Source organism: Pseudomonas sp. P1_A1 (genome assembly GCF_056406935.1).
Window position 1 is genome coordinate 53,746 of record NZ_JBFTZE010000004.1, and the last position, 25,281, is coordinate 79,026.

The 25,281-nt window shown below is 60.4% G+C and carries 25 protein-coding genes; 10 read left to right on the forward strand and 15 right to left on the reverse strand.

The features are described 5' to 3' along the window. Positions 1-7: 7 nt before the first annotated feature. On the forward strand, positions 8-2,119 hold the full coding sequence (locus AC1D2Q_RS07080) for a TonB-dependent receptor (protein WP_477812743.1): 2,112 nt from the start codon (positions 8-10) through the stop codon (positions 2,117-2,119). A gap of 63 nt (positions 2,120-2,182) precedes the next feature. On the opposite strand, the gene AC1D2Q_RS07085 is transcribed toward AC1D2Q_RS07080, so the two are convergent. From AC1D2Q_RS07085 to AC1D2Q_RS07095, 3 genes are read right to left on the reverse strand one after another with little or no spacing between them, the layout of a single operon-like run. Then, positions 2,183-2,725: a DUF2937 family protein gene (locus AC1D2Q_RS07085; protein WP_477812744.1), complete on the reverse strand. Its 543-nt coding sequence runs from the start codon at positions 2,723-2,725 to the stop codon at positions 2,183-2,185. 14 nt (positions 2,726-2,739) lie between these two features. After that, entirely contained in the window at positions 2,740-3,516 is a 777-nt protein-coding gene (locus tag AC1D2Q_RS07090) for a class II glutamine amidotransferase (protein ID WP_477812745.1), read from the reverse strand. A 32-nt stretch (positions 3,517-3,548) separates the two neighbouring features. After that, complete coding sequence (locus AC1D2Q_RS07095) at positions 3,549-4,046, reverse strand: MFS transporter (RefSeq protein ID WP_477812746.1); 498 nt, start codon at positions 4,044-4,046, stop codon at positions 3,549-3,551. A 102-nt stretch (positions 4,047-4,148) separates the two neighbouring features. Here AC1D2Q_RS07095 and AC1D2Q_RS07100 point away from each other — a divergent pair, with 102 nt between their 5' ends. Both AC1D2Q_RS07100 and AC1D2Q_RS07105 read left to right on the forward strand, forming a co-directional pair. Next, positions 4,149-6,203: a S9 family peptidase gene (locus AC1D2Q_RS07100; RefSeq protein WP_477812747.1), complete on the forward strand. Its 2,055-nt coding sequence runs from the start codon at positions 4,149-4,151 to the stop codon at positions 6,201-6,203. 86 nt (positions 6,204-6,289) lie between these two features. Continuing rightward, positions 6,290-6,763, forward strand: a complete 474-nt coding sequence (locus AC1D2Q_RS07105; RefSeq protein WP_019648005.1) for a cyclic nucleotide-binding domain-containing protein — start codon at positions 6,290-6,292, stop codon at positions 6,761-6,763. A gap of 3 nt (positions 6,764-6,766) precedes the next feature. Here AC1D2Q_RS07105 and AC1D2Q_RS07110 read toward each other — a convergent pair whose 3' ends face one another. Beyond that, on the reverse strand, positions 6,767-7,051 hold the full coding sequence (locus AC1D2Q_RS07110) for a hypothetical protein (RefSeq protein ID WP_477812748.1): 285 nt from the start codon (positions 7,049-7,051) through the stop codon (positions 6,767-6,769). Positions 7,052-7,146: 95 nt separating this feature from the next. Here AC1D2Q_RS07110 and AC1D2Q_RS07115 point away from each other — a divergent pair, with 95 nt between their 5' ends. The 4 genes from AC1D2Q_RS07115 (at position 7,147) to AC1D2Q_RS07130 (ending at position 9,368) form a co-directional block, all read left to right on the forward strand. Further along, complete coding sequence (locus tag AC1D2Q_RS07115) at positions 7,147-7,833, forward strand: spermidine synthase (RefSeq protein ID WP_019648003.1); 687 nt, start codon at positions 7,147-7,149, stop codon at positions 7,831-7,833. 49 nt (positions 7,834-7,882) lie between these two features. Beyond that, positions 7,883-8,257 carry a YajD family HNH nuclease gene (locus AC1D2Q_RS07120; protein ID WP_105348241.1) on the forward strand — a complete coding sequence of 125 codons (375 nt, stop codon included), beginning with the start codon at positions 7,883-7,885 and terminating at the stop codon, positions 8,255-8,257. Between the two features lie 182 nt (positions 8,258-8,439). After that, on the forward strand, positions 8,440-8,910 hold the full coding sequence (locus AC1D2Q_RS07125) for an RNA methyltransferase (RefSeq protein WP_477812749.1): 471 nt from the start codon (positions 8,440-8,442) through the stop codon (positions 8,908-8,910). A gap of 80 nt (positions 8,911-8,990) precedes the next feature. Next, complete coding sequence (locus AC1D2Q_RS07130; RefSeq protein ID WP_477812750.1) at positions 8,991-9,368, forward strand: YgaP family membrane protein; 378 nt, start codon at positions 8,991-8,993, stop codon at positions 9,366-9,368. A 96-nt stretch (positions 9,369-9,464) separates the two neighbouring features. Here the strand turns inward: AC1D2Q_RS07130 and AC1D2Q_RS07135 are convergent, their stop codons facing one another. Both AC1D2Q_RS07135 and AC1D2Q_RS07140 read right to left on the reverse strand, forming a co-directional pair. Then, the gene (locus AC1D2Q_RS07135; RefSeq protein ID WP_477812751.1) at positions 9,465-10,694 is read right to left on the reverse strand and encodes a hypothetical protein; all 1,230 of its coding nucleotides are present in this window, start codon (positions 10,692-10,694) and stop codon (positions 9,465-9,467) included. Positions 10,695-10,730: 36 nt separating this feature from the next. Next, a complete protein-coding gene (locus AC1D2Q_RS07140; protein WP_007942199.1) occupies positions 10,731-11,180 on the reverse strand; it encodes a YcgN family cysteine cluster protein in 450 nt (149 codons plus the stop codon). A 275-nt stretch (positions 11,181-11,455) separates the two neighbouring features. On the opposite strand from AC1D2Q_RS07140, the gene AC1D2Q_RS07145 reads away from it, so the two are divergent. Then, positions 11,456-12,049: a nitroreductase family protein gene (locus AC1D2Q_RS07145; protein ID WP_007942200.1), complete on the forward strand. Its 594-nt coding sequence runs from the start codon at positions 11,456-11,458 to the stop codon at positions 12,047-12,049. A gap of 90 nt (positions 12,050-12,139) precedes the next feature. On the opposite strand, the gene AC1D2Q_RS07150 is transcribed toward AC1D2Q_RS07145, so the two are convergent. The 6 genes from AC1D2Q_RS07150 to AC1D2Q_RS07175 all read right to left on the reverse strand — a co-directional run bounded on the left by AC1D2Q_RS07150 (position 12,140) and on the right by AC1D2Q_RS07175 (position 18,666). Continuing rightward, entirely contained in the window at positions 12,140-13,072 is a 933-nt protein-coding gene (locus AC1D2Q_RS07150; RefSeq protein ID WP_477812752.1) for a D-2-hydroxyacid dehydrogenase, read from the reverse strand. A 119-nt stretch (positions 13,073-13,191) separates the two neighbouring features. Beyond that, positions 13,192-13,485, reverse strand: coding sequence for a YcgL domain-containing protein (locus AC1D2Q_RS07155; RefSeq protein ID WP_477812753.1), 294 nt, complete (start codon positions 13,483-13,485; stop codon positions 13,192-13,194). Further along, the gene (rnd, locus tag AC1D2Q_RS07160; RefSeq protein WP_477812754.1) at positions 13,482-14,615 is read right to left on the reverse strand and encodes a ribonuclease D; all 1,134 of its coding nucleotides are present in this window, start codon (positions 14,613-14,615) and stop codon (positions 13,482-13,484) included. Before rnd ends, AC1D2Q_RS07155 begins: the two co-directional genes overlap by 4 nt. A 117-nt stretch (positions 14,616-14,732) precedes the next feature. Then, the gene (locus AC1D2Q_RS07165; protein WP_428636189.1) at positions 14,733-15,395 is read right to left on the reverse strand and encodes a class I SAM-dependent methyltransferase; all 663 of its coding nucleotides are present in this window, start codon (positions 15,393-15,395) and stop codon (positions 14,733-14,735) included. Positions 15,396-15,467: 72 nt separating this feature from the next. Further along, positions 15,468-17,117, reverse strand: a complete 1,650-nt coding sequence (locus AC1D2Q_RS07170; protein WP_477812755.1) for a phosphoethanolamine transferase — start codon at positions 17,115-17,117, stop codon at positions 15,468-15,470. 166 nt (positions 17,118-17,283) lie between these two features. Continuing rightward, entirely contained in the window at positions 17,284-18,666 is a 1,383-nt protein-coding gene (locus tag AC1D2Q_RS07175) for a glutamine synthetase family protein (RefSeq protein WP_477812756.1), read from the reverse strand. A gap of 521 nt (positions 18,667-19,187) precedes the next feature. Between AC1D2Q_RS07175 and AC1D2Q_RS07180 the strand changes: the two genes are divergently transcribed. Together AC1D2Q_RS07180 and AC1D2Q_RS07185 are read left to right on the forward strand one after the other, a co-directional pair. After that, positions 19,188-20,375: a cyanate transporter gene (locus tag AC1D2Q_RS07180; protein WP_477812757.1), complete on the forward strand. Its 1,188-nt coding sequence runs from the start codon at positions 19,188-19,190 to the stop codon at positions 20,373-20,375. 124 nt (positions 20,376-20,499) lie between these two features. Next, positions 20,500-21,411, forward strand: coding sequence for a DMT family transporter (locus AC1D2Q_RS07185; protein ID WP_477812758.1), 912 nt, complete (start codon positions 20,500-20,502; stop codon positions 21,409-21,411). Positions 21,412-21,417: 6 nt separating this feature from the next. On the opposite strand, the gene AC1D2Q_RS07190 is transcribed toward AC1D2Q_RS07185, so the two are convergent. Genes AC1D2Q_RS07190 through AC1D2Q_RS07200 form a run of 3 tightly spaced genes read right to left on the reverse strand, consistent with a single transcriptional unit; the run spans position 21,418 to position 25,278 of the window. After that, complete coding sequence (locus AC1D2Q_RS07190) at positions 21,418-22,830, reverse strand: amidase (RefSeq protein WP_477812759.1); 1,413 nt, start codon at positions 22,828-22,830, stop codon at positions 21,418-21,420. 2 nt (positions 22,831-22,832) lie between these two features. Further along, complete coding sequence (locus AC1D2Q_RS07195; RefSeq protein ID WP_477812760.1) at positions 22,833-24,173, reverse strand: aspartate aminotransferase family protein; 1,341 nt, start codon at positions 24,171-24,173, stop codon at positions 22,833-22,835. Beyond that, complete coding sequence (locus AC1D2Q_RS07200) at positions 24,151-25,278, reverse strand: aminotransferase class III-fold pyridoxal phosphate-dependent enzyme (protein WP_477812761.1); 1,128 nt, start codon at positions 25,276-25,278, stop codon at positions 24,151-24,153. The genes AC1D2Q_RS07195 and AC1D2Q_RS07200 overlap by 23 nt, the downstream gene beginning before the upstream one ends. Positions 25,279-25,281: the final 3 nt, after the last annotated feature.

Here is a 25,281-nt window from a genome sequence, read left to right on the forward strand (position 1 = left end):
CCACGTCATGACCCGAACCAAACTCTCCCTGCTGATCCCGCTACTCGGCACCTTCAGCACCCAGGCCTGGGCCGAGGACACCGAGCAGCAGCCCGGCACCTTGAACATGCAAGCCACCGTCGTCTCCGCGACTCGCAGCGAGGCGAGCATCGCTTCGATTCCGGGCTCGGTCCAGGTGATCGACGAGCAGCAAGTCCGTGAGCAGAGCGGCGCGGGTCGCCGGGTCTCCGACATCCTCGGGCAATTGGTCCCGGGTATTGCGCCATCCAGCGGCGGGATGAGTAACTTCGGTCAGACCCTGCGTGGGCGCAACATGCTGGTGTTGATCGACGGCGTATCGCAGAACGCCACGCGCGACAACTTCCGCCAGCTCAACAGCATCGCCCCGGCCAGCATCGAACGCATCGAAGTGATCTCCGGCGCCAGCAGCATTTACGGTGCCGGTGCTTCAGGCGGCATCATCAACATCATCACCAAGCGCAATCAGGGCCAGGACATTGCCTACAGCAGCAAACTGGGCCTGACCAGCGGCAACAACCTCAACAGAAAAGGCTTCGCCTACGAAGCTTTCCAGAGTGCCACCGGGCGCAAGGATGCGTTGGACTGGTATGTGTCTGCCGACCTGACCCAGCGCAACGATCAGTTCGACGGCAACGGCAACCGCATCCCCCAGGACACTTCCCAGGGCAGCAACATGGACACCGAAACCTATGACCTGCAAGGTCGTTTCGGTTACGAACTGGATGCCGACAAAAAACTCAGCCTGTCGCTGCAGGACTACAAGGACCAACAGGACACCGGCTACACCAAAGACCCGAAAAACTCGCAGCAAGCGGTGGCCGTCAAAGGGCTGAAACTCGACGACCAACCCTATACCCATAACCAGGCGGTCAACCTCAACTACACCGACAAGGACTTCTACGGTCAGGGCCTGCAACTGGAAAGCTACTGGCGCCGCGCCGATGCACTGTTCTTTCCGGACCTGTCGCGAGGCCGGGCCGGGATCTCCGACAACAACAGTGTGCAGGATGTCTACGGCCTGCGCGCGGCCATCGACACGCCGCTGCCGGCGATCGGGAGCGCCACGGGCAATCTGGTCTGGGGCGCCGACTATGACAATGAGCGCTCGCGCCAACGAGGTGATCAATACACGCTCAATGGCCTGAACTACACCAAGACCGGCACCACCTACGAGCTGGGCCCGGACATCGAAACCACCACCAAATCGCTGTTCGGGCAGATGTCCTGGGACATCGGAGACTGGACCTTGCGTGGCGGTGTGCGCCGTGAATGGATCGAAAGCGACGTCTCCGACAGCATCGCCTACGGTCAGATCGTCCAGACCGGCGTACGCGCAACGCTGCCCGGTGACACCCTCAAATACGACGCCACACTGTACAACCTGGGGGCGGTCTACCACCTGAGTGAAAACCAGGACGTCTTCGCCAATTACAGCCAGGGGTTTTCGCTGCCGGATATCCAGCGCTTCATGCGTGACGTCAGCAGCACCTTCGACATCCAGAGTCTTAACGCCCAGGCCATCAAGGTCGACAGTTACGAGTTGGGCTGGCGTGGCAACTGGGACCAGTGGCAGGCCGACGTCACCGTATACGAAAACACCTCCGACGTGACCCAGTTCTACGATGCCAATGATCGCGTATTGCGCCTGATCAACCAGAAAGAGCGAGTTCGCGGCATCGAAAACAGCCTGACCTACCGCGCGACCGATCACTGGTCGGTGGGTGGCACTTATGCCTGGGCCAAAGGCGAGACCGAGCAGAACGGCAAATGGATCGATCTGCCGGCCACGCGCATCTCACCCGCCAAGACCACACTGTTCGTCGGCTACACCGAAGACGACTACACGCTTCGCCTGCAAGGCATGCGTTTGGCCAATTACGATGCCGCCGCCAAGGACAACAATGGACGCGAGATCGAAGGCTATACGCTGGTGGACCTGCTCGGCTCCGTGCAACTGCCGGTCGGTCGTCTTGAAGGCGGCGTGTACAACCTGACCAACCGCACGTACCAGAACCTGTTCACCCAGGCCAACGCCAGAGCGCCGTACGCCAACGCTGAAGGCCGCACGCTGAGCATGAGCTACTCGGTCGATTGGTAAAAACCGGAGCCGGCTTGCCAGCGATGCGATCTCGCGGCAATCGCCGGCAAGTCGGCTCCAGTGTTACAACCCGCGCAAATCCCGCTCTTCGATCGGCCGGCTCTGGCGCAGGCGCTTGCCGCCCAGCACCACCCAGTCGATCAGTCGGAACAGGCACTCAATGCCGAAGGACAGCAGCAACGCGCCACTCATGCCCCAGATCATCGCTTCCGGCGTCAGCAGGATCTGGTAGCTGTAGCCGTTCCAGGTTTCCTTGCGAATATCCGGGTCGGCCGCCAGCACCACTTGCAGGAAGCGGATGTACCACGGGCCCTGCATGGCCTGGAATTGCTTGTCGAGGGCCAGTTGACGGGTGAGCAATGCGCTCAGGCTGTCGGCATCGCTGCGAAAGATCGGGTCTTCGCTGGCACGGTAATGGGCCATCAGCGCCTGCATGTCGCCCTTGAAAAACTGATTGGCAGTGCCCTGAAAACCACTCAAACCGCTTTGCGCCTCGATCAGATGCGCCTCGACCCGCTTGGCATAGTCACTGATAAACCCAGGCACCTGGACACCGATCAACAGGCCTGCCGCAAACAACACCAGCCGTAGATAACTGAGCAACATGGGGGGAGAGATCCTTATTCGGTCTTGCCCTGGCTGACGCATTCACCGCGTCGCCAGAGGCTCCATTGGCCCGGTTCGTAGCGGGTCCAGGTTTCGTTTTCGGTCAAGGGTTCGGTGGCGATCACCGTGACCACGTCGTTGGSCGTGGTTTCGGCCTGGAAGTCGACGATCACATCGACGTCCTTCAAGCGTGCCGGGCCGAACGGGGCACGGCGCGTGATCTGCGCCAGTTTGGTCGAGCAGTAACAGAACAACCAGTCGCCGTCGCTGAGCAAACAGTTGAACACGCCTTTGCTGCGGTACTCGGCGCAAGCGGCCACCAGGTCCGGCAGCAATTCTTCAATTTCTACCGGCTCGGGGAACGCAGCACGCACCCTGTTAAGCAGATCACAGAACGCCGCTTCGCTGTCGGTATCGCCAACGGGACGGTAGAAACTGGCGGTCGGGTTGAAGTCGGCCAACTGGCCGTTGTGGGCGAAACACCAGTTGCGGCCCCACAACTCGCGCACGAACGGGTGGGTGTTGGACAGGCAGACCTTGCCGACATTGGCCTGGCGGATGTGCCCGATCACCACTTCGCTCTTGATCGGATAGCGCTGCACCAGATTCGCCACTTCCGACTCGCTGCTCGCCGCCGGGTCTTGAAACAACCGCAGGCCACGACCTTCATAGAAAGCGATGCCCCAACCGTCGCGGTGCGGTCCGGTGCGGCCGCCGCGCTGCATCAGCCCGGTGAAGCTGAACACGATATCGGTCGGGACATTGGCGCTCATGCCCAATAACTCACACATGCTCGGACTCTCGATTCAATGCAGGGGCACAGTTACAGACGCGGCTCGACCCGCAGTCGCTGCGGGTTGCTCGGCACCGGTGGCCGGCCGTAACGATCATCGCCGGCACCGCCAAACGGTTGATCGTTTTCAGGCTCGTCGGCCCGCGCCGCAGCCTTGGCGGCCTCCGCCCGCTCCTTGCGAGCCTTGGACGCGCGCTCGATGGGGAAACGGATCGCCACGAGCACCAGGTAAAGGCCGAAGGCAATCATGCCGTACATGAACAGGTCGGAAATCGCCCGCCAGGCGTTGTTGCCGACCTTGAACAGTAGATCCAGCGCAGTAATGGCAATGGCCGGGGCGACCTTTTCCTTCACCGGGTCGATGATGGTCGGGCTGAACAGCAACACCGCCATCAGCAGCCGCAGCGGCTCACGCAGCCAGCGCCACATCCAGCGGGTGATGCGCATCCACACCAACAGGCAGCCCAAAGCGGCAAAGGCGTAGAGGCCCCAAGCGATCAGATAGTCGTTCTCGGTCATGGTGTCCATGGCAAGGCAGGCAAAGAGGCGCTTATAGTAACGACTTTTCGCACTTCAGGCTGCCCCGCCGTCTGCGATCCCCCAATTTCGTACAACGTTCGAGAGTCCTTCATGCCCCTATCCGCCAACGTTTCCGACGCGCCCATTGCCCACAAGGCCGACGGCGATGACCCGTATGCCTGGCTGCAGGAGCGCGACACCGACGCAGTGCTCGATTACTTGAAAGCTGAAAACCGCTATCAGGAGGCGCAAACCGCCGATCAGGCCGGGCTGCGCGAAACCCTGTTCGAAGAGATCAAGGGGCGGATTCTCGAAACCGATCTGTCGCTGCCCTCGCCCTGGGGCCCGTACCTGTATTACACCCGCACCACGGCCGGCGACGAATATGCCCGACACTACCGCTGCCCGCGTCCGACCGATGGCAGCCTGCGCATCGACGAAAGCCAGGAACTCCTGTTGCTCGATCCGAACGTGCTGGCCAAGGGCGGTTTCTTTTCCCTGGGCGCGTTCAGCATCAGCCCCGACCACCAGCGCCTGGCCTACAGCATCGATTCCTCGGGCGAGGAGATTTACACGCTGTTCGTGAAGGAATTGTCCAGCGGCCGCGTCAGCGAACTGGAATTCCAGGACTGCGACGGCAGCATGACCTGGGCCAATGACAGCCTGACGCTGTTCTTCGGTGAACTCGACGACACCCATCGCCCGCACAAACTGTTCCGCTATCGGCTGGACGGCACCGCCGCCGAAGAAGTGTTCCATGAGCCGGACGGCCGATTCTTCCTGCATTGCTACCGCTCCAGTTCCGAACGGCAATTGCTGTTGTCGCTGGGCAGCAAGACCACCAGCGAAGTCTGGGTGCTTGACGCCTCGCTGCCCCATCAGGCCTTTACCTGCCTCGCACCACGGGTCGAAGACCATGAGTACGATGTCGACCACGGCAAACTCGATGGCGAGTGGACGTGGTTGATCCGCACCAACCGCGACGGCATCAACTTCGCCCTGTACCAGGCCGCCGACACCGGCGTCGCGCCGACCGAAGCCGACTGGCAGAACCTGATTCCCCACAGCGACACGGTGATGATCGATGGCATGAGCCTGAACGCCGAGGCCATGACCTTGAGCTTGCGTGAAGGGGGCCTGCCGATCATTGAGGTCCGCCCACAAGGCCTGGCGCCGTATCGCGTGCAATTACCGGACGCGGCCTACAGCCTGCATGTGCAGAACAGCCTGGAATTTGTCAGCGACAGAATCCGTCTGCGCTACGAGGCCTTGAACCGTCCGGCGCAAATCCGCCAACTGATCCTGGCCACCGGCGAGCAGAAAGTGCTCAAGGAAACCCCGGTGCTCGGCCCGTTCGACGCCGACGCGTACGTCAGCCAGCGGCTTTGGGCCACGGCCCCGGACGGTACGCAAGTGCCGATCAGCCTGGTGGTCAAACGCGAGTTCCTCGGCAAGCCGACGCCGCTTTATCTGTACGGCTACGGCGCTTACGGCGAAAGCCTCGACCCGTGGTTCTCCCACGCCCGCCTGAGCCTGCTGGATCGCGGCATGGCGTTTGCCATTGCGCATGTTCGCGGCGGCGGTGAATTGGGCGAAGCCTGGTATCGCGCCGGCAAGCAGGAACACAAGCACAACACCTTCAGCGACTTCATCGCCTGCGCCGAACACCTGATCGCCAACGGCTTCACCACCTCATCGCAGCTGGCAATCAGTGGCGGCAGCGCCGGTGGCCTGCTGATCGGCGCGGTGCTCAATCAGCGGCCGGAGCTGTTCGGCGCGGCAATAGCCGAAGTGCCGTTCGTCGACGTGCTCAACACCATGCTCGACCCGGAGTTGCCACTGACCGTCACCGAATACGACGAATGGGGCAACCCGCAAGAGCCAGACGTCTATGATCGGATCAAGGCCTACGCCCCGTATGAAAACGTCACCGCGCAAGCCTATCCGGCAACGCTGGTGATCGCCGGCTACAACGACAGTCGCGTGCAGTACTGGGAAGCGGCCAAGTGGGTGGCGAAATTGCGCGCGACCAAAACCGACACCACCCCGCTGTTGCTCAAGACTGAATTGGGCGCCGGGCATGGCGGGATGAGCGGTCGCTACCAGGGATTACGTGACGTAGCCCTCGAATACGCATTTGTTTTGAAGGTTTTGGGCATTGCCTGAGGAACTTGGCCCGGCGTCCCGGTCTTAACACCGGACGCCGGGCGCGCCTGGAACAGCAACAGACACAAGAAAAAGACCGTGACGACATGTCAGAACCGACCTTACTGAACAAAGAAATTCGCGACTGGCTGATGGACTGCGGCCTGTTCGATCAACTGCTGCCGGCCGACTTCGTGGCGGCTTCGGGTTACTTCAGCATCAGCACCATCGCCGAAGGCGAAGAGATCTTCCATGAGGGCGATGCCGGCAGTTTCATGTGCATCATCCACACTGGCCAGGTCGCGGTGCAGAAGACCAACAGCGAAGGGCAACGGGTGACCATGGCCACCTTGCGCAGCGGTCGGGCGTTCGGCGAAATGGCCGTGCTCGACGGCGAACGGCGCTCAGCCAGTTGTGTGGCCGCGAGCAACTGCCAGTTGCTCAACCTGGGCAAGGACTCCCTGGAAAAGATGCTCAACGAGGCGCCGAAAATCGCCGCCAAGATCATCCGCGCCCTCGCCGTCTCCCTCTCCAAACGCTTGCGCATGGCCGATGGGCAACTGCTCTCGCAGCAGATTTAGACACTATCCGCCCGGCGTTTTGATTTTCGTCGTGCTCGGCTCAAGGCCCGGCAAGGTCTGGTCCTTGGGCGGGTTGGGCATTTCGATCGGCGGCAACAACGGTGGCCCACCGTTGCCGGTCTTGGGCACGCTGGTAGGGGTGATCTGCGGGTACGGCGTCGGCGTGGCGGTGCCGGGCGAACCGGGTATCGGTGTGGGGCTGGTGGGGATGGTTTGCTGCTCCTGGGCCTGCACTGCAGTTATCGAGAGCGCGGCCAGGGCAATGGCCGTTAGAATGCTGCGCTTCATCAATGGCTCCGTTTGCCTTGTGGTCTTTTGCAGGCTACTCCCAACTGCGCTCGTTTGCCTTCTTCCGTCTGTCCATTTCTCCCCAAGAGAGCCTCATGAAACGTTTCGTTCTGCTCGACACCACCCCCATTCCTGAAAACGGCGGTGCCCTGTGCCTGTTCGAATACGGCGAGGACTTCGTCATCAAGATTCAGGGCGGCGATGGCGGGCAATTGATGAACACCCGCATGCACGGCTCCGAAGATGCCCTGGCCGAGATCCCCTGCCGCAAGGTCGCCGGTCGGCCGAATTCGCGGGTATTGATCGGCGGGCTGGGCATGGGCTTCACCCTCGCCTCGGCGCTCAAGCATTTGGGCAAGACGGCTGAAGTGGTGGTCGCCGAACTGGTGCCCGGCGTGGTGGAGTGGAACCGTGGGCCGTTGGGGGAAAAAGCCGGCAACCCGCTGCTCGACTCGCGTACGGTGATCCGCATGGAAGACGTGGCCAAGGTGCTGCAAGCCGAGCCGCAGGGTTTCGACGCAATCATGCTCGACGTCGACAACGGCCCCGAAGGCCTGACCCAGAAGGCCAATAGCTGGCTCTACTCCGCCGGTGGCCTGAGCGCCTGCGCCAAGGCCCTGCGACCAAAAGGCGTGCTGGCGGTGTGGTCGGCCAGCGCTGACCGGCAGTTTTCCGACAAGCTGAAAAAGGCCGGCTTCAAGGCCGAAGAAGTGCAGGTCTTCGCCCACGGCAACAAAGGCACCCGCCACACCATCTGGATTGCCGAGAAGCTCAAGGGCTAGGCTAAACTTCAACACATAACCGTCATTAGTCTTTTACAAAGGTGAACCCATGAGTTCGTCAACGCCTCCAACCAACACCTCAAAGTTGGACCGCATCCTCGCCGACAACCAGCGCGACAAGGAAATGGGTTACCGCGACAAGGCCCTGAAGATGTACCCGCACGTGTGCGGCCGCTGCGCCCGCGAGTTCTCCGGCAAACGCCTGAGCGAACTGACCGTGCACCATCGCGACCACAACCACGACAACAACCCGCAGGACGGCTCGAACTGGGAGCTGTTGTGCCTGTATTGCCATGACAACGAGCATTCGCGTTATACCGATCAGCAGTATTTCGACGAAGGCTCGCTGAGTACGCCAAAGATTGCCAAGGCGACGCATAACCCGTTCGCGGCGTTGGCCGGACTGATGAAGAAGGACGAGTAACCCCCCTGATGATCGTTCCCACGCTCTGCGTGGGAATGCATCCCGTGACGCTCTGCGTCACATTCGAAAGCGGAACGCGGAGCGTCCCAGGCGGCATTCCCACGCAGAGCGTGGGAACGATCACTGACCACCCTCCCCCAATCCCCGTATAATCGCGCTTTTTTCCCGAAGGCACCCCGCTCGTGGCAGACAAACGGTATAGCTGCATTGGTTTGTATAACCCCAAATCACCGGAGAACGTCGGTTCGGTGATGCGCGCCGCCGGTTGCTATGGCGTGGCGTCAGTGTTTTACACCGGCAAGCGCTATGAGCGCGCCGCCGACTTCGTCACCGACACCAAGAAAGTCCACTACGACATTCCGCTGATCGGCATCGATGACCTGAAGAAAATCCTGCCGCTGGGCTGTGTACCGGTCGCCGTGGAACTGGTCGACGGCGCCCGCTCGCTGCCGGAATACACGCACCCGGATCGCGCCCTCTACATCTTCGGCCCCGAAGACGGTTCGCTCGATAAAGAGATCCGCGACTGGTGCGAAGACGTGGTCTACATCCCGACCACCGGCTGCATGAACCTGGCGGCCACGGTCAACGTGGTGCTGTACGACCGCATGGCCAAGGGCAACAACACCCGCTCGGGCCCGAAAKTCCGCTGAATCACCGCACATCCGATGGAACGAGCCGCCCGCCTCGGCAGTCAGCTTAATTATCCATTCTTGAAGCCTGGAGACCGATCATGAACGACCTCAAACCCGTAGAGCGTATCGAATCCACCCCGTTCCAGACTCAGCCCACGCAGAACGTCCAGGGTTGGGAGCGCATCGGTTCCCTGGCCGGCGGCGTGGTGATGGTCGGCAAGGGCCTTCGGCGCGGAGGTGTGTTCGGGTTGATTCAAGTGGCCATTGGCGGCGTAGCGCTGGCGCGGGGTATTACCGGGCACAGTTCGGCGAAAAGCTTTCTGGAAAAGAGCCGTCAGGACATGGTTAACGCTCGGGCCAGGATTGAGCGTGCCGGGGAAGAGTTGAGTCGGTTGAAGGAGAGTGCCGAGGCGGCGACCAAAACTGCGACCGTGACCGGCAATGATTCTTTGAAGTCGCCTAACACCGGGGTTTAACCTTTTAAGGTTAAAAGATCGTCCGAACGCGGCCCGAACCTTCGGCAGCTCCTACGCGCCTGTGGGCGCCGCCGAAGGCTGCGATCTTTTGATTTTCTATTGCAACAACCCGGTATCAAGCACCTTGGAAGACTCGCCAATTACGCTCTCACTGAGCTGAACGAATTCCTTGGTATCGACACTCTCCAAACGCATCGCCCCACGCAATACATCATCCAGCGAACGCTTGTTGCGGGTCTTCAGGCGAATCTCGCGATCCAGTTCCTGCAGCAACACCACCGCTTTGGCCATCTGCGCCGGGTTGATCTGCTCCCCGCGCAAGGTGGTGACCTTCTGGCTGTCCTTGGCCAACTTGCTCTGCAGACTCTCATACCGCTCATCACTCATGCCGCCCGCGCGGCGTACCAGTTCGATGGCGTAATACTCGGCAAACCCTTCGCTGATCCAGTCGCTGCGCTGGCTATCGTTGATCCGCCCGAACACCTGAGCCAATTCGCGCACCAAGGCACTGGTGCCGCTTTCGCTGACCAGCGGCAGGCGGCTATTGAGGTAGATCGATTCCCGCGCGGCCAGGCTGCCACGCCACATCGGGTCATTGGCGCCGACAATCAGCAGTTTGCTGGGGTGACGCGGAAAAACTTCCTGCACTTGCGGCCACACGAACGTCAGCAGCGTCAGCACATCCATGCGGCGCATGCCCTGGCCTTGGGGCGAGGCCACGGTGACTTCGGTTTCCCCCAACCGCGTGCGACGGCTGCCGAGGTTACCGGCGAGCATCCAACCGGTGGGACGGTCGAACAGACGCGAGACGTTATCGATGCGGAACTTGTTTTTGCCGATCCGCGGCCAGGCGGTTTCGACGCTTTTCCAACCCGTGGGCAATTCGAATTCCAGGCGTGACACCAGCTCGATACCGTCCTGCTGATCGAGTTTGGCCGCGGGCACCAGGTCATCGCCACGCATCAGCGCCCACGTTGGCGTCATGCGTGTATCGAAGCTACCGCTCTTGCGCCCGTGGCTGATGCGCACGCGGTAGGTCAGGCTGGCCTTGTCGGCGGCCGGGCGCCAGACACCACGGGCCCGCGTGCCCGGCGTGAGCTGCCATTGGCCGTCGGCCTTGAAATCGCTGTAGTGACTGCCGTCGCCCAAGTCGAAATCCAGACTGCGCACCGCCGAGCCTTGGGCCAGGGTCAGGCGCACTTCGGCCTGATCGCTTTGCGGCAACAGGCGCACGTGATAATCCAGATCGACTTTCTTCGCCGCCCACACGGGCGAACTCAGGGCCAGCAGCCCCACAGCCAACGCCCGCAGCACTCCCACCGCCATACACACTCCTTGGTGAAACGCTAAAACGGCGGACGCTTAACCCGCGCGAAAAATCAGATGATCTTCCCAATCGTCTTCGGCCACGCTGCCTTCGGCGAGCATGCGCCCGGACTGGGAAATACGTTCGTGATGCACCGCATCGCGATCACCGCACACCAGGTGATGCCAGAGCGGCAGGTCCTTGCCTTCGCTGACCAGTCGATAACCGCAGGTCGGCGGCAGCCATTTGAACTCATCGGCCTTGCCCGGCGTGAGCTGAATGCAATCGGGGACAAAGTCGCGACGGTTGGGGTAATCGGTGCACTGACAGGTTTTGAGGTCCAGCAGTTTGCAGGCGATGCGCGTGTAGTAGACGGCGTTGTCGTCTTCGTCCTCGAGCTTTTGCAGGCAGCACAGGCCACAGCCGTCGCACAGCGATTCCCATTCCTCTTGATCGAGTTGATCGAGGGTTTTGCGTATCCAGAACGGTTCGACTTTGGCGGCCATGGCTCAAGCATCAACATCAGGTGGTGAAAAGGCCGCCAGTCTAGTGCCAAGGCACCGGCGGGCCAAGCATTGGCGACTGCCGGTACGACGGCACTTGTCAGTTTTTGCGCCACCCAGTAGCTTTGCCAGTCGCAAGGAGCCCTACCCAAGTGCCATTAACGCTCAACCGCGTTGCATTCAGGTGAACTGCCGGCTCAAAAAAACCTGGCGCTCAGCTCAACTGTACCCCCCGGTTTTTCGACGACCCACACTTTCAAACGTAAAGGTATCTCTTGATGAGTGCTAATCCACGCGTTGCCGATTACGCCATTCACCCTCAGTTCACCGATCGCTGGTCGCCCCGCGCCTTCACCGGCGAAACCATTCCCGAAGAGACCCTGCTGAGCTTCTTCGAAGCCGCCCGCTGGGCGCCATCGGCGTACAACTCGCAGCCTTGGCGGTTTCTCTATGCGCGTCGCGACACGCCGAACTGGGAGCGTTACCTGGGCCTGCTGAACGAGTTCAACCGCAGCTGGGCACAGCACGCCTCGGCGCTGGTGATCGTGATCTCGAAAACCACCTTCGTGGCACCCGGCGCCAGCGAAGAAACCCCGGCGCTGTGGCACACCTTCGACACCGGTTCCGCCTGGGGCCACCTGGCGTTGCAAGCGAGCATCAGCGGCTGGCACACCCATGGCATGGCCGGTTTCGATCAGGAGCTGACCCGCAAGGAGCTGAACATTCCTGAAGGCTATGCACTGCACGCCGCCGTGGCGATCGGCAAGCTGGGCGACAAGGCGACGCTGGCCGAGTACCTGCAAGCACGTGAAGAGCCAAGCCCGCGTCGTCCGCTGAGCGAGTTGGCGGCTGAAGGTAATTTCACCCTGTAAAAACAAAAGATCGCAGCCTGCGGCAGCTCCTACAGGTGGTCACAAAGCCCTGTAGGAGCTGCCGCAGGCTGCGATCTTTTCAGCTGCGCCTCAATACCCGCGCGCGAAATCCACTTCCCCACGCAACGCTTCACCCGCCTGATAAGCCCGCAGGTTCTCGACAAACAGCTTCACCATCGCCGGTGGCGAAGTCGGTGCCGAGCTGTGGCCGGTCAGCAGCAGGCCCCACGCGGTCCAGAACGGATGACGTTGCGGCAGTGGTTCCTGACGGCAGACGTCGATCACAGCCCCGGCCAGGTGCCCTTCCTTCAAGGCTTCCACCAGATCCGCATCGACCACCGCAACGCCGCGCCCGACGTTGATGAACAGCCCGGTCGCCTTGAACTGCTTGAACAGGGCAGCGTCATACAGGTCGTGCGTATTGGGGGTATTCGGCAGCAGATTGATCACGTAATCCACCTCACCGACCAGGCGCGGCAAATCGCTCAGCGCGCCGACTTCGACAAAGGGCGCCTGCTCCCGGGCGGTGCTGGCGATGCCGTATAACTCGACGCCAAACGGCAGCAGAAACTGCGCCACTGTCTGACCGATATCACCGGTGCCGACAATCAGCACCTTTCGTCCAGCCAGGCTTTGACCCTGGCGATTGTCCCATTTGCGCTCGACCTGGCTGACCAGCCGCGCCAACACTTCGCGCTCGTGGCCGAGCATGTAAGTCAGCACGTATTCAGCCATGATCTGACCGAAAATCCCTACCGCGCGAGTCAGCCGATAGTGCCGTGGCAAGCCATCGGCCAGCAGCGGCGTGATACCGGCCCAGGTCGACTGCAACCATGCAGGCGTGTGGCCCTGACGCAACAGCGTCGCCAGCAGGTCCGGCTGACCGAGCCAGACCTGGCAGTCGGCGGCCTGACGGGCCAGTTCGGCGGAGTCGCCGCTGGTCAATACTTCCAGATCAGGCGCTGCCTGACGCAACAGTTGGGCGTACACAGGGTGGTCGTGTTCAGCAATCAGAACGCGCATGTTTCAAACCTTTCAAAAACAGTGCAGACGACCGCCGACGGAGGATCACTCCATCGTCACGGCCATCGCCAAAATCATTCCAGTGTTTCATAAGGCTCTGAACAGAGCCTGTCTGCCGATTACATCGGGTCGTTGCGGCGCAGCAATTCTTCCGGCAAGTGTTCGATGTATTCATCCTCGGCCGGTGGCATTTGCAGGTGGTAGCCCTGCTTGTCGAGGTTCTCCAGTACTACAGCAATGTCTTCGCGCGACAGCTTGCGCTCGGGGGTCAACACCAGGTCGAAAGCGTGGATGGCTTTGCCGAAAGCCGCCATCAGGGGGTCAGGCACGCGCTCCAGTGCATCGCTTTTGAGCACATAGAGGTACATCCCGCTTTTCTTCGAGCTTCGATAAATCGAGCAAATACGTTTCAAGGCTGTTCTCCGGCGGTGGCCAGGCTGTCGAGCAGCGCCTGGCCCATCAATTCGCGGCGCCAGCCACGCAGCGAATCAGGYAATTGGTAAGGACCATTGGGGAAGCCGCTCTTGAGCAGCGCTTCCAGGGTTTTCTTGCGCAGCATCAGCTCCGGCGCGATGTTCAGGCGCTCGGCTTCGGCCTGGCCGATGGCGCGCAGCTGTTTGACCAGCGCGGCGGCTTCCACTGGCAATGGCTCCGGCACCGCTGGCGGCCACTGATCAGGCGACACACTGCCAGAGCGCTTGATCAGATCAAGCAGAAATTCGCCGTCCTGACGCACGGTGCGCGGGTGCATGTCTTCGATTTTCGCCAGTGCGCCGAGGTTGTCCGGTTGGGTGCGTGCCAACGGCCACAGTGAATGTTCACGGATAATGCGGTTGCGCGGCAGATCACGGGCGCGGGCTTCACGCTCGCGCCAGGCGCAGAGTTCACGCAACACGGCGAGTTGGGCGCGGGACAGCTTCCAGGCCAGTTTGGCGTCGCGATAGACCTCGTACGGGTCGACCTCGCGCCGCAGATTGGCGACCAGCTCGGCTCCGTCTTCCAGGACCCACGCGTATTTTTCGTCAGAAAGCTTCGGACGCAGCTGTACGAAAACCTCCGCCAGATGCACGGCATCTTCGGCGGCGTAGCTGATCTGAGTCTCGGACAGTGGACGTTGCAGCCAGTCGGAACGGGTCTCGCCCTTCGGCAGGTCGATGCCGAGCACCTCCTGCACCAGCCGCGAATAGCCCATGGAGAAACCCAGGTTCAGGTAAGCAGCGGCCAGTTGGGTGTCGAACAGCGGCGCCGGCAGACTGCCGGTCAGGCGCAGCAGGACTTCAAGATCTTCGCTGCACGCATGCACGACCTTGACCACTGCCGGGTTTTCCAGCAATGCGGCCAGCGGCTGCCAGTTGTCGATGGTCAGTGGGTCAATCAGGTAAGCGCGTACGCCATCGCCGATCTGCAGCAGGCCTGCGATCGGGTAAAAAGTGTCGACCCGCATGAATTCGGTGTCGAGGGCAACGAATGGCAGCTGCTGCCACTCGGTGCAAAACTGACCGAGGCTATCGTTGTCGCGAATCCAGTGAATATCGATGGCCACACGGCTCTCCCTTGAAGAATGGCGCGCAGTATATATCGCCCCCGGCGATTTCCGCGCATTCACTGAACAAGAGCTTTAGCGAAAATACCTGCCGGACAGCAAGAATTGTCTGACAGGCTAGCTGTCCTTACGCAACACGTAGACCCGCATCCGCGTGCAACCCGGTACCAAGTCCTGATGACTGAGCAAGCAGAAACCCGCCTGCCTGAACTCGGCCTCAAGCTCGGCCTTGCTGGCCTGCGGCTGGACCTGTGCGCCCTCCACGTCCAAACACTCGAGCTTGAAATGCCCATCAACCCGCACCGCCACAATCACTGTATCGCGACTGACCCGATGGAACTCGCCCAGCATGGCCAATCGATGCTCGGGACAGGCGACACGTTGAAACAGTTGCAGGCAAAAAATGCAGTCAACCGCATTCGCCGACAAGCCGATGGTAAAGGCTGAACTCTGAAAGGTCTTGATCCGTTTCAGCAGGTTTTGCGGATGGTGGGTACGGGCGTGATCGAGCATGTCCTGGGACGCGTCGGCTGCGAGGATCACCCGGTTCGCATGCTCGGCCAGAACGGGCCAGAAACGCCCGGCACCGCAGGCCACATCAAGAATCAATCCCGGTTCGCCAGCGACCTGCAGCGCGTTACGCACCAATTGCTCTTCGCGCCAGAACGTCAAACGCCCCGCCAGGCCGCGCGGTCGCGGCTGTTTACAGACGCGGGCGTGTTCCTGATCGTAGCGCCGGGCGAACTCAAGCTCGAAGGCGGATGGGGGCTGCGCGGACATGTGTAATGGCTCTTGTTGGATGTTCCAGGCGCCGCAGATTAGCGGTCGTTACGTGAAAAAAGGTCGAGTCGCTCATTTTTTGGCCAGCACACCGTCGCCCATTGCGCCGCGGCATCCGGCGAACATATCCAGACCCGGGTTGTAGACCGCGCTGTTGACCTCCAGCAGACCGAGCATCGAATGGAACAGGTTGTCCTGGCTCAAGGGTTTTTCACGACTCAGTTGCAGGCAACGGGTGTCCACCGAGAACGACTTTTGATAGCTGTCGGAGAACCACGCCAGCATCGCTACATGTTTCTGTTGTTCCGGTGCGAGCATGTAAGGCGTGCCATGCAGGAACAGGTTGTATTCGCCCAGCGACTCGCCGTGGTCCGACAGATATAGCATCGCGGTATCGACTTTGCCCTGGTTGCTGCGCAACAGATCGATCAGGGTCGACAGCACGTGGTCGGTATACACCAGCGTATTGTCGTAGCCATTGACGATGCTTTCGCGGCTGCAATTGTTCAGCGCATTGCTTTCACACACAGGTGTGAAGTGTTCGTATTCTTTCGGATAGCGCTTGAAGTATTCCGGACCGTGACTGCCCATTTGGTGCAGGACCAGCACGGTGTCTTTATTCAGCGTGTCGATGAAGTGCTGCATGCCTTGCAGGAGAATTTCATCGCGGCACTCGCTATTGGCGCACAGCACCGGGTCTTTCAGGTCACTCACGTCGTCGACAGTGACCCGATCGCAGGTGCCTTTGCAGCCCGATTGATTATCGCGCCAGATCACCTCGAGACCGGCACGCTTGAGCACGTCCAGCAGGCCTTCCTGGTTCTTCGCCTTGCTGGCGTCGTAATCCTTGCGGCCCATGTTGGAGAACATGCAGGGCACCGACACCGCCGTTTCCGTGCCGCACGAATGCACATCGGTGAAGGCAATCAGGCCGGATTCCTTATTCAGTTTCGGCGTGGTGTCGCGGTCATAACCCAGGATGCCGAAGTTCTCGGCCCGGGCACTTTCGCCCACCACCAGTACCGTCAGGGATTTACGGTCGTGGGCCTGCCAGGCCGGGCTTTTCTGGGCATCTTCACCCAGTTTGGCGAAAGGTTGCCGTGCAGACACCACTTGCTCACGCAGATAACCGAACGAGGCACCGATGTAGTTGCTCGGCACCACCATCAGGCGCAATTCATGGTGATTGCGAAACAACGACGACAGGCCTTGATAGTTGACCAATGCGACACCGCCGATCACCGCAACCGACGCGACACTCACCAGCACTTTACTTAATAACTCACGGTGCCAGCGACGGTAATTAACCGGGATTTTCCACAACAACCACGACGGCAAGACGCCGAGCAGCACGATATAAACAAACAGTTTTAGCGAGAGTAAGTCGCGTACTTCCGTGGCATTGGTTTCGGCGAAGTTACGCAACATACCGGCGTCGATCAGCACGCCATATTGGCTCATGAAGTACGCCACACCGGCACTGATCAGAAAGATCAGCATCAACACGGGTTTCATCACGGGTCGGAATGCCAGCAAGGTCAGCACAATGTTGAAGGCCGCCAGGATCATCAGCCCGAACGCGACACGCATGACGATACCTTGACCGTCTGCTGCGGTGATATCGAAGAGGTGTTGCCAGAGAACTAAATTGAACCCTGCCAATAGAAAGGCACTGGAAACCAACGTCACCCATTCAGGGCGCACGGCTTTGAACTTCAACATGTGATCGGCTGTTCCTGAAAAGAAGTGCCCGCGGCAAATGTGAAAATTTCATTGACCGAGACGCCACAAATCTTAAGCAGTCAACCATCAATATTTCGTGAAAAAGAAGCCAACGAATAGTTGGCTTATGGCATTAGGCCAAAACTTTCAACACTGGCGACCCGTTTCAAGCCTGATGCAGATACCAGCGCCAGTCCTGCTCACCGACTTCGCCCATGAATTGCCGGTATTCGGCTCGTTTCACTGCCAGATAGACGCCAAGAAACTCACTACCGAATGCTTCCCGGGCCCAATTCGAGCCTTCCAGCGCTCGCAACGTGGTCAACCAGTCGGTCGGCAACAATTGCGCGGCCTGAGCATAACCGTTGCCCTCCACCGGCGCCCCAGGGTCAAGTTGCTCGCGGATGCCGCGATGAATACCGGCCAGGATCGCCGCCGCAGCCAGATACGGATTGGAGTCGGCACCACAAATACGGTGCTCGATATGCCGGGAGAATGCCGGCCCGCCGGGTACTCGCAAACTCACGGTGCGGTTGTCCACGCCCCAAGTGGCCGCCAGGGGTGCGTAGCTGTTGGTCTGGAAACGACGGTACGAGTTGGCGTTCGGACAGAACAGCAGCAACGCATCGAGCAATGTCGCGAGCATCCCGCCAACCGCGTGCTTGAGCAGCGGCGTGCCGTCCGGGGCCTCGTTGGCGAACAGGTTATTGCCGTCCTTGTCCGCCAGGCTGACATGCATGTGCATGCCGGTGCCGGCCAGGTCATCGAACGGCTTGGCCATGAAACAAGCCGTCATCCCGTGTTTGTGCGCCACGCCCTTGACCAGCCGCTTGTAGCGCACGGCTTCGTCCATCGCCTGCAAAGCGTCGGTGCGGTGTTCGAGGGTGATTTCCACCTGCCCCGGCGCGTATTCGGAAATCGCCGTGCGCGCCGGAATGCCCTGGAGCTTGCAGGCGCTGTAGAGGTCGGCCAGAAATGGCTCGATCTGTTCCAGTTCACGCAAGCCGTAGACCTGAGTCCCGCGTGGCCGCCCGCCATCGACATCCCGCGCCGGCTGCGGCCGACCGTTGCCGTCGCGCTGCTGATCCAGCAGATAGAACTCCAGCTCCGCCGCCATCACCGGGTAATAACCGTCGGCCTGCAAGCCTTCGATGACCCTGGCCAACAGGTGCCGTGGGTCGGCGATGGTCGCGGGCATGCCCTCTTGCGGATGCATGCTGACCTGCACCGCCGCCGTGGGAATCAATCGCCACGGCATGCGCTGCAAACTGCCGCTGACGGGATAAGCGCGGCAATCGATATCACCGACGTCCCAGACCAGCCCGGAGTTTTCCACGTCATCGCCATTGATGGTCAGTCCCAGGATGGTACTTGGCAGTGGCCGACCGCTTTCATACACCGCCAGCAACTCATCGCGATGCAGCAATTTGCCGCGTGGCACACCGTTGTTGTCGAGGATGAACAGCTCGAACATTTCGATATCCGGGTTCTGTTCAAGAAACGTCAAGGCTTGTTCTTTCGTAGCGAAGGATGTCGTGGCACAGCTCATGGGATTCCTCGTCTTTGCGCGTCAGGCAAACGCACAGGCGCCGCCGGTTTGATCCCGGCGCACAGCGCGGGACCTGTCAGAACAATCAGCGGGAGATGCAGGAATCCGGCGGGCGCGCGTGACGGCAGTGCCACAGCGCCCAGAAGGCCAGTTCGGAGGGGAGTGCAGACAGGCTCGGTGCACTGGCAGGCCTGTATGAACGATGTGGCAGAAGGTTTGAAGTAGCGCCGGTCGCAACCGCGTGTTTGATGCCGATCAACCAGGCGTCCATGGGAAAGACCGCAATAAACAGATGCGGAGCAGCGTCACACGGGCAGATCAGCCGTTAAATCCAGACTTGATGAACCTTGGTTGCAGGCTGATTAAACATTCTCCCCGAGCAGCCCCTGTGGGAGCGTGGCTTGAGTTACGGCGTTACCCCGAGCGGCTGCCTAATTTCTCGATAGTGCCAGCGACTTTTCAGTTTGCCCCAGCAGGCTCGCAACGGCCTAATCATTGGCTTGTATATTTGGGGCTCCCTTATGGAAAACGTTCGTACTTCAAGTGCCTATGCCGGATGGCTGATGGTCAGCGTGGTATTGGTCGCACTGAACCTGAGGCCGTCGATGGCCGCTGTCGGGCCTTTGTTGTCGGCCATTCGCGTGGATGTCCCATTGAGTTTCAGTACCGCCGCGCTGCTGACCATGTTGCCCGTCATGGCGATGGGCATGGCGATGTTTTTGGGCATGCGCATAGCGCAACGGGTCGGCGATCACCGCACCATCATCCTGTCGTTGCTGATCATCGGTGTGGCCACGGTCTCGCGGCTGTATCTGGACAGCGCCCTTGAGCTGATTCTCAGCGCGGTACTGGCCGGGATCGGTATCGCCCTCATTCAGGCGGTGATGCCGGCACTGATCAAGTCGCGCTTCAGCAACAACGTATCGCTGTTCATGGGTTTGTATGTCACCTCGATCATGGGCGGCGCGGCGATTGCGGCATCGTTCTCGCCTTTCGTCATGACCCAGACCGGCAGTTGGCGCGCAGGCCTGGCAATCTGGGCCTTGCTGACGCTGGTGGCACTGGTGTTCTGGCTTGGCCAGCGCTCGGCAATCGCGCCACTCCCGGCCGCGCCGACGGGGCGCCAGGAGTCTTTCGTCGGTAACTCTCGGACCTGGTTGCTGGCGATTTTCTTCGGTTTGGGCACCGCCTCCTACACCTGTGTGCTCGCCTGGCTAGCCCCGTATTACGTGGAAAAAGGCTGGAGCGAACAGAATGCGGGCTTGTTGCTGGGGTTTCTGACAGCCATGGAAGTGGTGTCCGGGTTGATCACACCTGCGATTGCTAACCGCAGCCAGGACAAACGCCTGGTGCTGGTCATTCTGCTGGCATTGATCATGGCCGGCTTCTGCGGCCTGATCCTCAGCCCCGAACGCTTTAGCCTGCTATGGCCGTGCCTGCTGGGCCTGGGTATCGGCGGTCTGTTCCCGATGAGCCTGATCGTGTGTCTTGATCACTTGGATAACCCTCGTCGCGCAGGTGGCCTGACGGCCTTTGTGCAAGGCATCGGTTACCTGATTGCGGGGCTCTCGCCGTTGATTGCCGGGATGATTCGCGACCAATCGGGTAGCTTCGAATGGGCCTGGTGGTCACTCACGGCGGTGATGGCGCTGATGATCGTGATGGTACTGCGTTTCAACCCACGACATTACGCACAGCATATTCAATAGTTTTTGAAGGTCCTTTCCTTGTAGGGGCCAGGCTTGCCGGCGAACGCGTCCTTAATAGCGCCTTCGCCGGCAAGCCTGGCTCTACAGGTCTGATTTCTACTTTCAAACACAGGTGAAGGAACTCATGAAGCAAGTCGGTTTTGCAGAAGCTCACTGGGGCATGTTGATCTGGGCGATGCTGATCGCCTCATCGTTCTTTGCCGCGGCACAAGTCAGCCAATCAATAGATCCGCTCCTGTTGACCGGGCTGCGCCTGTTGTTTTCAGCCTTGATGTTCTTGCCGTTGCTGCTATTGAAAAACACCTCACCGATTTCGCTCAAAGGCTTGCTGGCCCATGGGGTGCTTGGACTGTTGCTGGCGACGTATTTCGGTTCGCTGTTCGAAGCACTGCGCTACACCAGCGCGGTCAATACTGCGACGCTGTACACATTAGTGCCGCTGATGACGTTGCTCTTCGAGGCCTTCCTGCTGCCGAGCCCCAGCCTGAAAACCCGCTTGTTGCCGATGTTGACTGCGGCAATCGGCGCCCTGCTGCTGACGCTCAAAGGGACGGCTCCAGGCGAACTGCCCGCGTTGTACCCGGTACTGGTGTTCGGCGTCGGCTGCCTGGCGATGGCGCTCTATTCGCCACTGAGCCAGCGGTTCAAGGCCAGGAGCTTGAAGGGACGTGACCCGGTGGCGATGACCTTCTGGAACATGCTTTTCGGCTCACTGTTTCTATTTGTGTTCTGTCTGTTCAACGGTGGCTGGCGCAGCGGCACGCAGTTGTCGGCCAGTGACATGTTCTGGCTGGTGTACCTGGCGCTGTTCGGCACCCTCGCGACATTCTGGCTGTTGCATCGGGCAATTGGGGTGATTTCGCCGTCAACGGTCGTTTCCTACGTCTACATGAACACCTTGTTTGTCACATTGTTCCACTGGTTCTGGCTCAGGCAGCAACCAGCGTTGATGGAAATCGCCGGCGCGATGCTGGTGGGTCTCGGCATGCTGGCTCTGGTGATCACCAGCCGTCACGCCAAAACCGTTACAGCTTGAGGTCGTTCAGAGTGGCCGTGCCTCAGGTGTGACGGGGCTCCAGCGCTCCAGCTCACGTTCAAGGAAACTGGCCACGGCCAGCAACCGTGCTTCTTGCCAGTGCGGGCCGACTATCTGGATGCCGATCGGCATCCCGCTGGCCGGGTCATGCCCGGCGCGAATGACCACTGCCGGTGAACCGCAGAGGCTGAACGGAAACACAAAGGCATAGCGATCACGATCCTGCAAAGACTCGCCATGGGCGAACGCCACATCCGGGAACACCGGGCAAATAAACAGATCGTGCTCATTGAAGAACTTCGCCAGGTGGTAGCGAAACGTATCGATCAGGATCCAGTCGCGCTTCATTTCATCCACGCTCAATTCGACCGCTTCGCTCAAGCGAAGCAGCTCCGTGGTGGCGGGCGTATAGGCCTGCTTACCCATGGACTGGAACAGGCGTTTCCAACCGCGCCCGGCGTCCGCGCCCGTGATGAAGATCCGCCAAAGCACATCGCAGGCCTCGTCGAGCATCTGCGGCTCCGTCGGTGCAACCTGCGCCACCACGCTACCCAGGCAATTCTCGACCCGTTGCAGCACCTGCCTCACCGCCGGGCTCACCCGGGTTCTGGTGGATTCCCACGACAGCGCGACACGCAATTGAGCCAGTGGCTTGCTGTCGGCGAACGGCACATCGACGGTGTCTGGATCGTGACCATCAGCGCCACTGATCAATTGCCCGAGTAATGCCAGATCGTCGACATAACGCCCCATCACGCCGAACGCCGAGGTCAGGTGGAACAGCCCGGAGCGATCATTGGGAAATTGGCCCGTCAACGGCACACGCCCCTGGGTCAGCTTCATCCCGCAGATGCCGTTGAAATGCGCCGGAATCCGCACGCTTCCGCAAGCATCCGAGGCCAGCCCGGCCGGAGAGCAACCGGCCGCGATGGCTGCCGCTTCCCCACCACTGCTGCCACCGGCAGAGCGCTGTCCGTCATGGGGGTTGAGCGTGCGGCCATACAGCAGGTTCTCGGTTTCGAAGGCCATGCAAAACTCGGGAACATTCGTGATCCCAAGGATGATCGCCCCCGCTTGCCGAAGCCGAGCGACGACCGTGGCATCCTGCTGACTGGCGTCGCCCAGCAACTCCTTCACCCCCCGCGACATACGGAAGCCGCGCACATGACAGACGTCCTTGATAGTCATGGGAACTCCGTGCAACGGCCCAAGAATTTTCCCGACACGGGCCATCTCATCGGCCTCCCTGGCTTGCCGACGCAATTCGTCGACAGACTCCATCTGGATCAGGGCATTGATCTGCGGATTGCGTTCGGCAATGCGCTGCAGATAGAACTCCAGTAAATTGACGCTGGTCAGTACACCGCGACGCAGCAGGTCGGCCATTTCGCGCAGGGTCAATGTATCGGGATTGAACATACTCAGGGCTTCCCTTTGCTGCGCAGTAGCTTGTTGGGGATGTGGTACATGTTTTTGACCACCAGGGAAAACGCCTTGACCGCTAGCTTCGGACGGCGGGCGATGGCTTCCAAGGCTTCTTCGGTCATCGTCAGCACATGCCGTAGCGCCTCAGGCGTGATGTTCAGCGGCGGGTAAAAGCGCAAGACCGGGTGCCCGGCCTTTTCATTCATGGAATGCCCGGCATGCACGCCACGCTTGCCCAACTCCATGCTCAGCAGCGCTTCGTAGACCGAGCCGCGCAAACGCACGCCAGTCATCAGGCCGACTCCGGGCACATCCTCGATAATCTGCGGGTAACGCTGTGCCAGCCGTTGCAGGCCATGGCGCAGCAAGCCGCCATTGATCCGCGATTGCTCGACCAGGTTGTTCTGCTCGATGTAATCGATTGCGGCCAGTGCCGAGGCGCACGCCACCGGATGCCCGCCATTGGTTCGTTGGTCAGGCTCGATCTCGCTCAACGGGTATTGCGTGGCCAGTCGCTGGCTGTACATCGCGCAGGCAAACGAGGTGTAGCCGCCCGTCAGGCCTTTGGAGAGGATCATGATATCCGGCACGATGTCGTCATATTGCACGGCGAACCATTTGCCACAACGGCCGAATCCGGTCTGGATTTCATCGGCCACCAGCAAGGTTTCGGTGGCATCGCACAGGGCTCGGATATTGGCCATGTAACCCACGGGCGGAACCTGCAAGTGAGCGCCCCCCAGAATCGGCTCGACATACACCGCACGCACGCCCTCGCCAACCGCTTTCTGCAAGGCGGCGAAATCACCGTAGGGCACATAGGTCACTTCCGAGGCCTGGGTGCCGTAGCTGCGATGGTGCTGTTTCTGCCCCAGAATGCTCATCGCCGCCAGCGTCTTGCCATGGTAGGAATGGTTCATGACTACGATTCCGCGCCGATGGTGTTGCACCTTGAGCACATAACGCAGGCTCTGTTCGATGGCTTCGGCGCCCGACACCATGAGTTGCACATCCCCCCAATCACCCGGCACCAGATCCCGAAGGCGCTCGGACAGTGCATCTTGCAGCGGATGCACCCGCCCTTCCGGAACCCAGGCCATCTGGTTCAGTTGAGCCTGCACCTGCTCACGCACCATCGGATTACGATGACCGACGACAAACACCCCATAACTGCAGGCGCAGTCGATAAAGCGCTTGCCGGTATGGTCCGTGACATAGATGCCATCGGTTTCCTGTTCGACGCTGGTTTTTCCCAGGCGATAGAGCTTGGCCGCCGAGGCACTCCAATGCCGCTGACAGTCATCCAGCAGTTGTTCATGCGATAGGGTTAAGGACATGGCTTAAAGTCTCCTTGAGAATCCGGGATGCGCGCTGGATGTGTTCGGCTCGAGCGGTGATCGGGCAACGCAGTATCAACTCGCGGCCACGGGGTGCACTGACATAGATGCCACGCTGATAAAGCTCCTCGCACAACTCGGCGGGATTGAGGTCGGCTGGCAGCGGCAGGCTGACCCAGGCACCGCAGGCGACGGCACCGAACGGAGCGAGCGCCTGCGCCAGGATCTTGCCGTTATCGAGGCACTGTGCGGGCAAGTCGTGTGCCTGCACATAATCCAGTGCAGCCATCGCGGCCACACAGGCCATCGGGTTGCCGGCCGTGGTGCTGCCATGTTTCGCCGGGCTGCTGCGACCGTAGACCTGATACGCCATCTGTTCGCTGCAGGTGTAGGTGCCGATGGGAATCGCGCTGCCACCCAGCGGTCCGCCCAACACCACGATGTCCGGGGTATTGCGATAACGCTGGAAACCAAACAGCGTGCCCAGGCTGCCCAGACAACTTTGCACATCGACCGCGATGACCGGCGCCGACGCCTTGGCCGCCGCGGCATACAAGTGATCGAGCAGCACCTGCTCCATCAGGCACAGGCGTCCGTCTTCATCGATCCGCGTGCTGGTATGGCAGACCGCGAAGCAATCGTCCCAATCCACCTTATCCAGATCACGGACATGGCGGAGCACCACGAGCTCGAAACCCAGGAAACGCTGCATCTGCAGATAGCTTTGCGGTGTGCTGAGGCAACGTCCATAACTCAGTGAGCCATAGTCGCCGCCCTCGACAACCACAATGGTGTTGCCCTTGGGCTTGAGTCCCTTGCACAGTTTCAGGGCGCCTTCGAAGGCTTCATCGCCGGAGCTGCACACATAAGAACTGACCAGCGGTTGCGGCAGCAGCTCGGCCAAACGACGACATAGCGCGATCAGTGGCTCGGACATCAGCACCCGATTGGACAGGCCCATGTGCTGCGCCTGAAGATTGACTGCCTCGATCACCGCCGGTACCTGAAAGCCAAACCCGCCGGCCAGATCGATTATCTGGCGACCATCGCCGTCGACATACGTCTCATAGTGACCAGAAATGATCTGTTTGTTATTGGTCTTCATAGA

Coding starts and splice junctions, on each gene's coding strand:
- AC1D2Q_RS07115 (WP_019648003.1), top strand. CDS start 7,147: ATGAAACGTTTCGTTCTGCTCGACACCACCCCCATTCCTGAAAACGGC.
- AC1D2Q_RS07120 (WP_105348241.1), top strand. CDS start 7,883: ATGAGTTCGTCAACGCCTCCAACCAACACCTCAAAGTTGGACCGCATC.
- AC1D2Q_RS07145 (WP_007942200.1), top strand. CDS start 11,456: ATGAGTGCTAATCCACGCGTTGCCGATTACGCCATTCACCCTCAGTTC.
- AC1D2Q_RS07135 (WP_477812751.1), bottom strand. CDS start 10,694: ATGGCGGTGGGAGTGCTGCGGGCGTTGGCTGTGGGGCTGCTGGCCCTG.
- AC1D2Q_RS07190 (WP_477812759.1), bottom strand. CDS start 22,830: ATGTTCAATCCCGATACATTGACCCTGCGCGAAATGGCCGACCTGCTG.
- AC1D2Q_RS07165 (WP_428636189.1), bottom strand. CDS start 15,395: ATGTCCGCGCAGCCCCCATCCGCCTTCGAGCTTGAGTTCGCCCGGCGC.
- AC1D2Q_RS07095 (WP_477812746.1), bottom strand. CDS start 4,046: ATGGACACCATGACCGAGAACGACTATCTGATCGCTTGGGGCCTCTAC.
- AC1D2Q_RS07105 (WP_019648005.1), top strand. CDS start 6,290: ATGTCAGAACCGACCTTACTGAACAAAGAAATTCGCGACTGGCTGATG.
- AC1D2Q_RS07170 (WP_477812755.1), bottom strand. CDS start 17,117: ATGTTGAAGTTCAAAGCCGTGCGCCCTGAATGGGTGACGTTGGTTTCC.
- AC1D2Q_RS07195 (WP_477812760.1), bottom strand. CDS start 24,173: ATGTCCTTAACCCTATCGCATGAACAACTGCTGGATGACTGTCAGCGG.
- AC1D2Q_RS07130 (WP_477812750.1), top strand. CDS start 8,991: ATGAACGACCTCAAACCCGTAGAGCGTATCGAATCCACCCCGTTCCAG.
- AC1D2Q_RS07110 (WP_477812748.1), bottom strand. CDS start 7,051: ATGAAGCGCAGCATTCTAACGGCCATTGCCCTGGCCGCGCTCTCGATA.
- AC1D2Q_RS07100 (WP_477812747.1), top strand. CDS start 4,149: ATGCCCCTATCCGCCAACGTTTCCGACGCGCCCATTGCCCACAAGGCC.
- AC1D2Q_RS07175 (WP_477812756.1), bottom strand. CDS start 18,666: ATGAGCTGTGCCACGACATCCTTCGCTACGAAAGAACAAGCCTTGACG.
- AC1D2Q_RS07185 (WP_477812758.1), top strand. CDS start 20,500: ATGAAGCAAGTCGGTTTTGCAGAAGCTCACTGGGGCATGTTGATCTGG.
- AC1D2Q_RS07140 (WP_007942199.1), bottom strand. CDS start 11,180: ATGGCCGCCAAAGTCGAACCGTTCTGGATACGCAAAACCCTCGATCAA.
- AC1D2Q_RS07200 (WP_477812761.1), bottom strand. CDS start 25,278: ATGAAGACCAATAACAAACAGATCATTTCTGGTCACTATGAGACGTAT.
- AC1D2Q_RS07085 (WP_477812744.1), bottom strand. CDS start 2,725: ATGTTGCTCAGTTATCTACGGCTGGTGTTGTTTGCGGCAGGCCTGTTG.
- AC1D2Q_RS07150 (WP_477812752.1), bottom strand. CDS start 13,072: ATGCGCGTTCTGATTGCTGAACACGACCACCCTGTGTACGCCCAACTG.
- AC1D2Q_RS07080 (WP_477812743.1), top strand. CDS start 8: ATGACCCGAACCAAACTCTCCCTGCTGATCCCGCTACTCGGCACCTTC.
- AC1D2Q_RS07180 (WP_477812757.1), top strand. CDS start 19,188: ATGGAAAACGTTCGTACTTCAAGTGCCTATGCCGGATGGCTGATGGTC.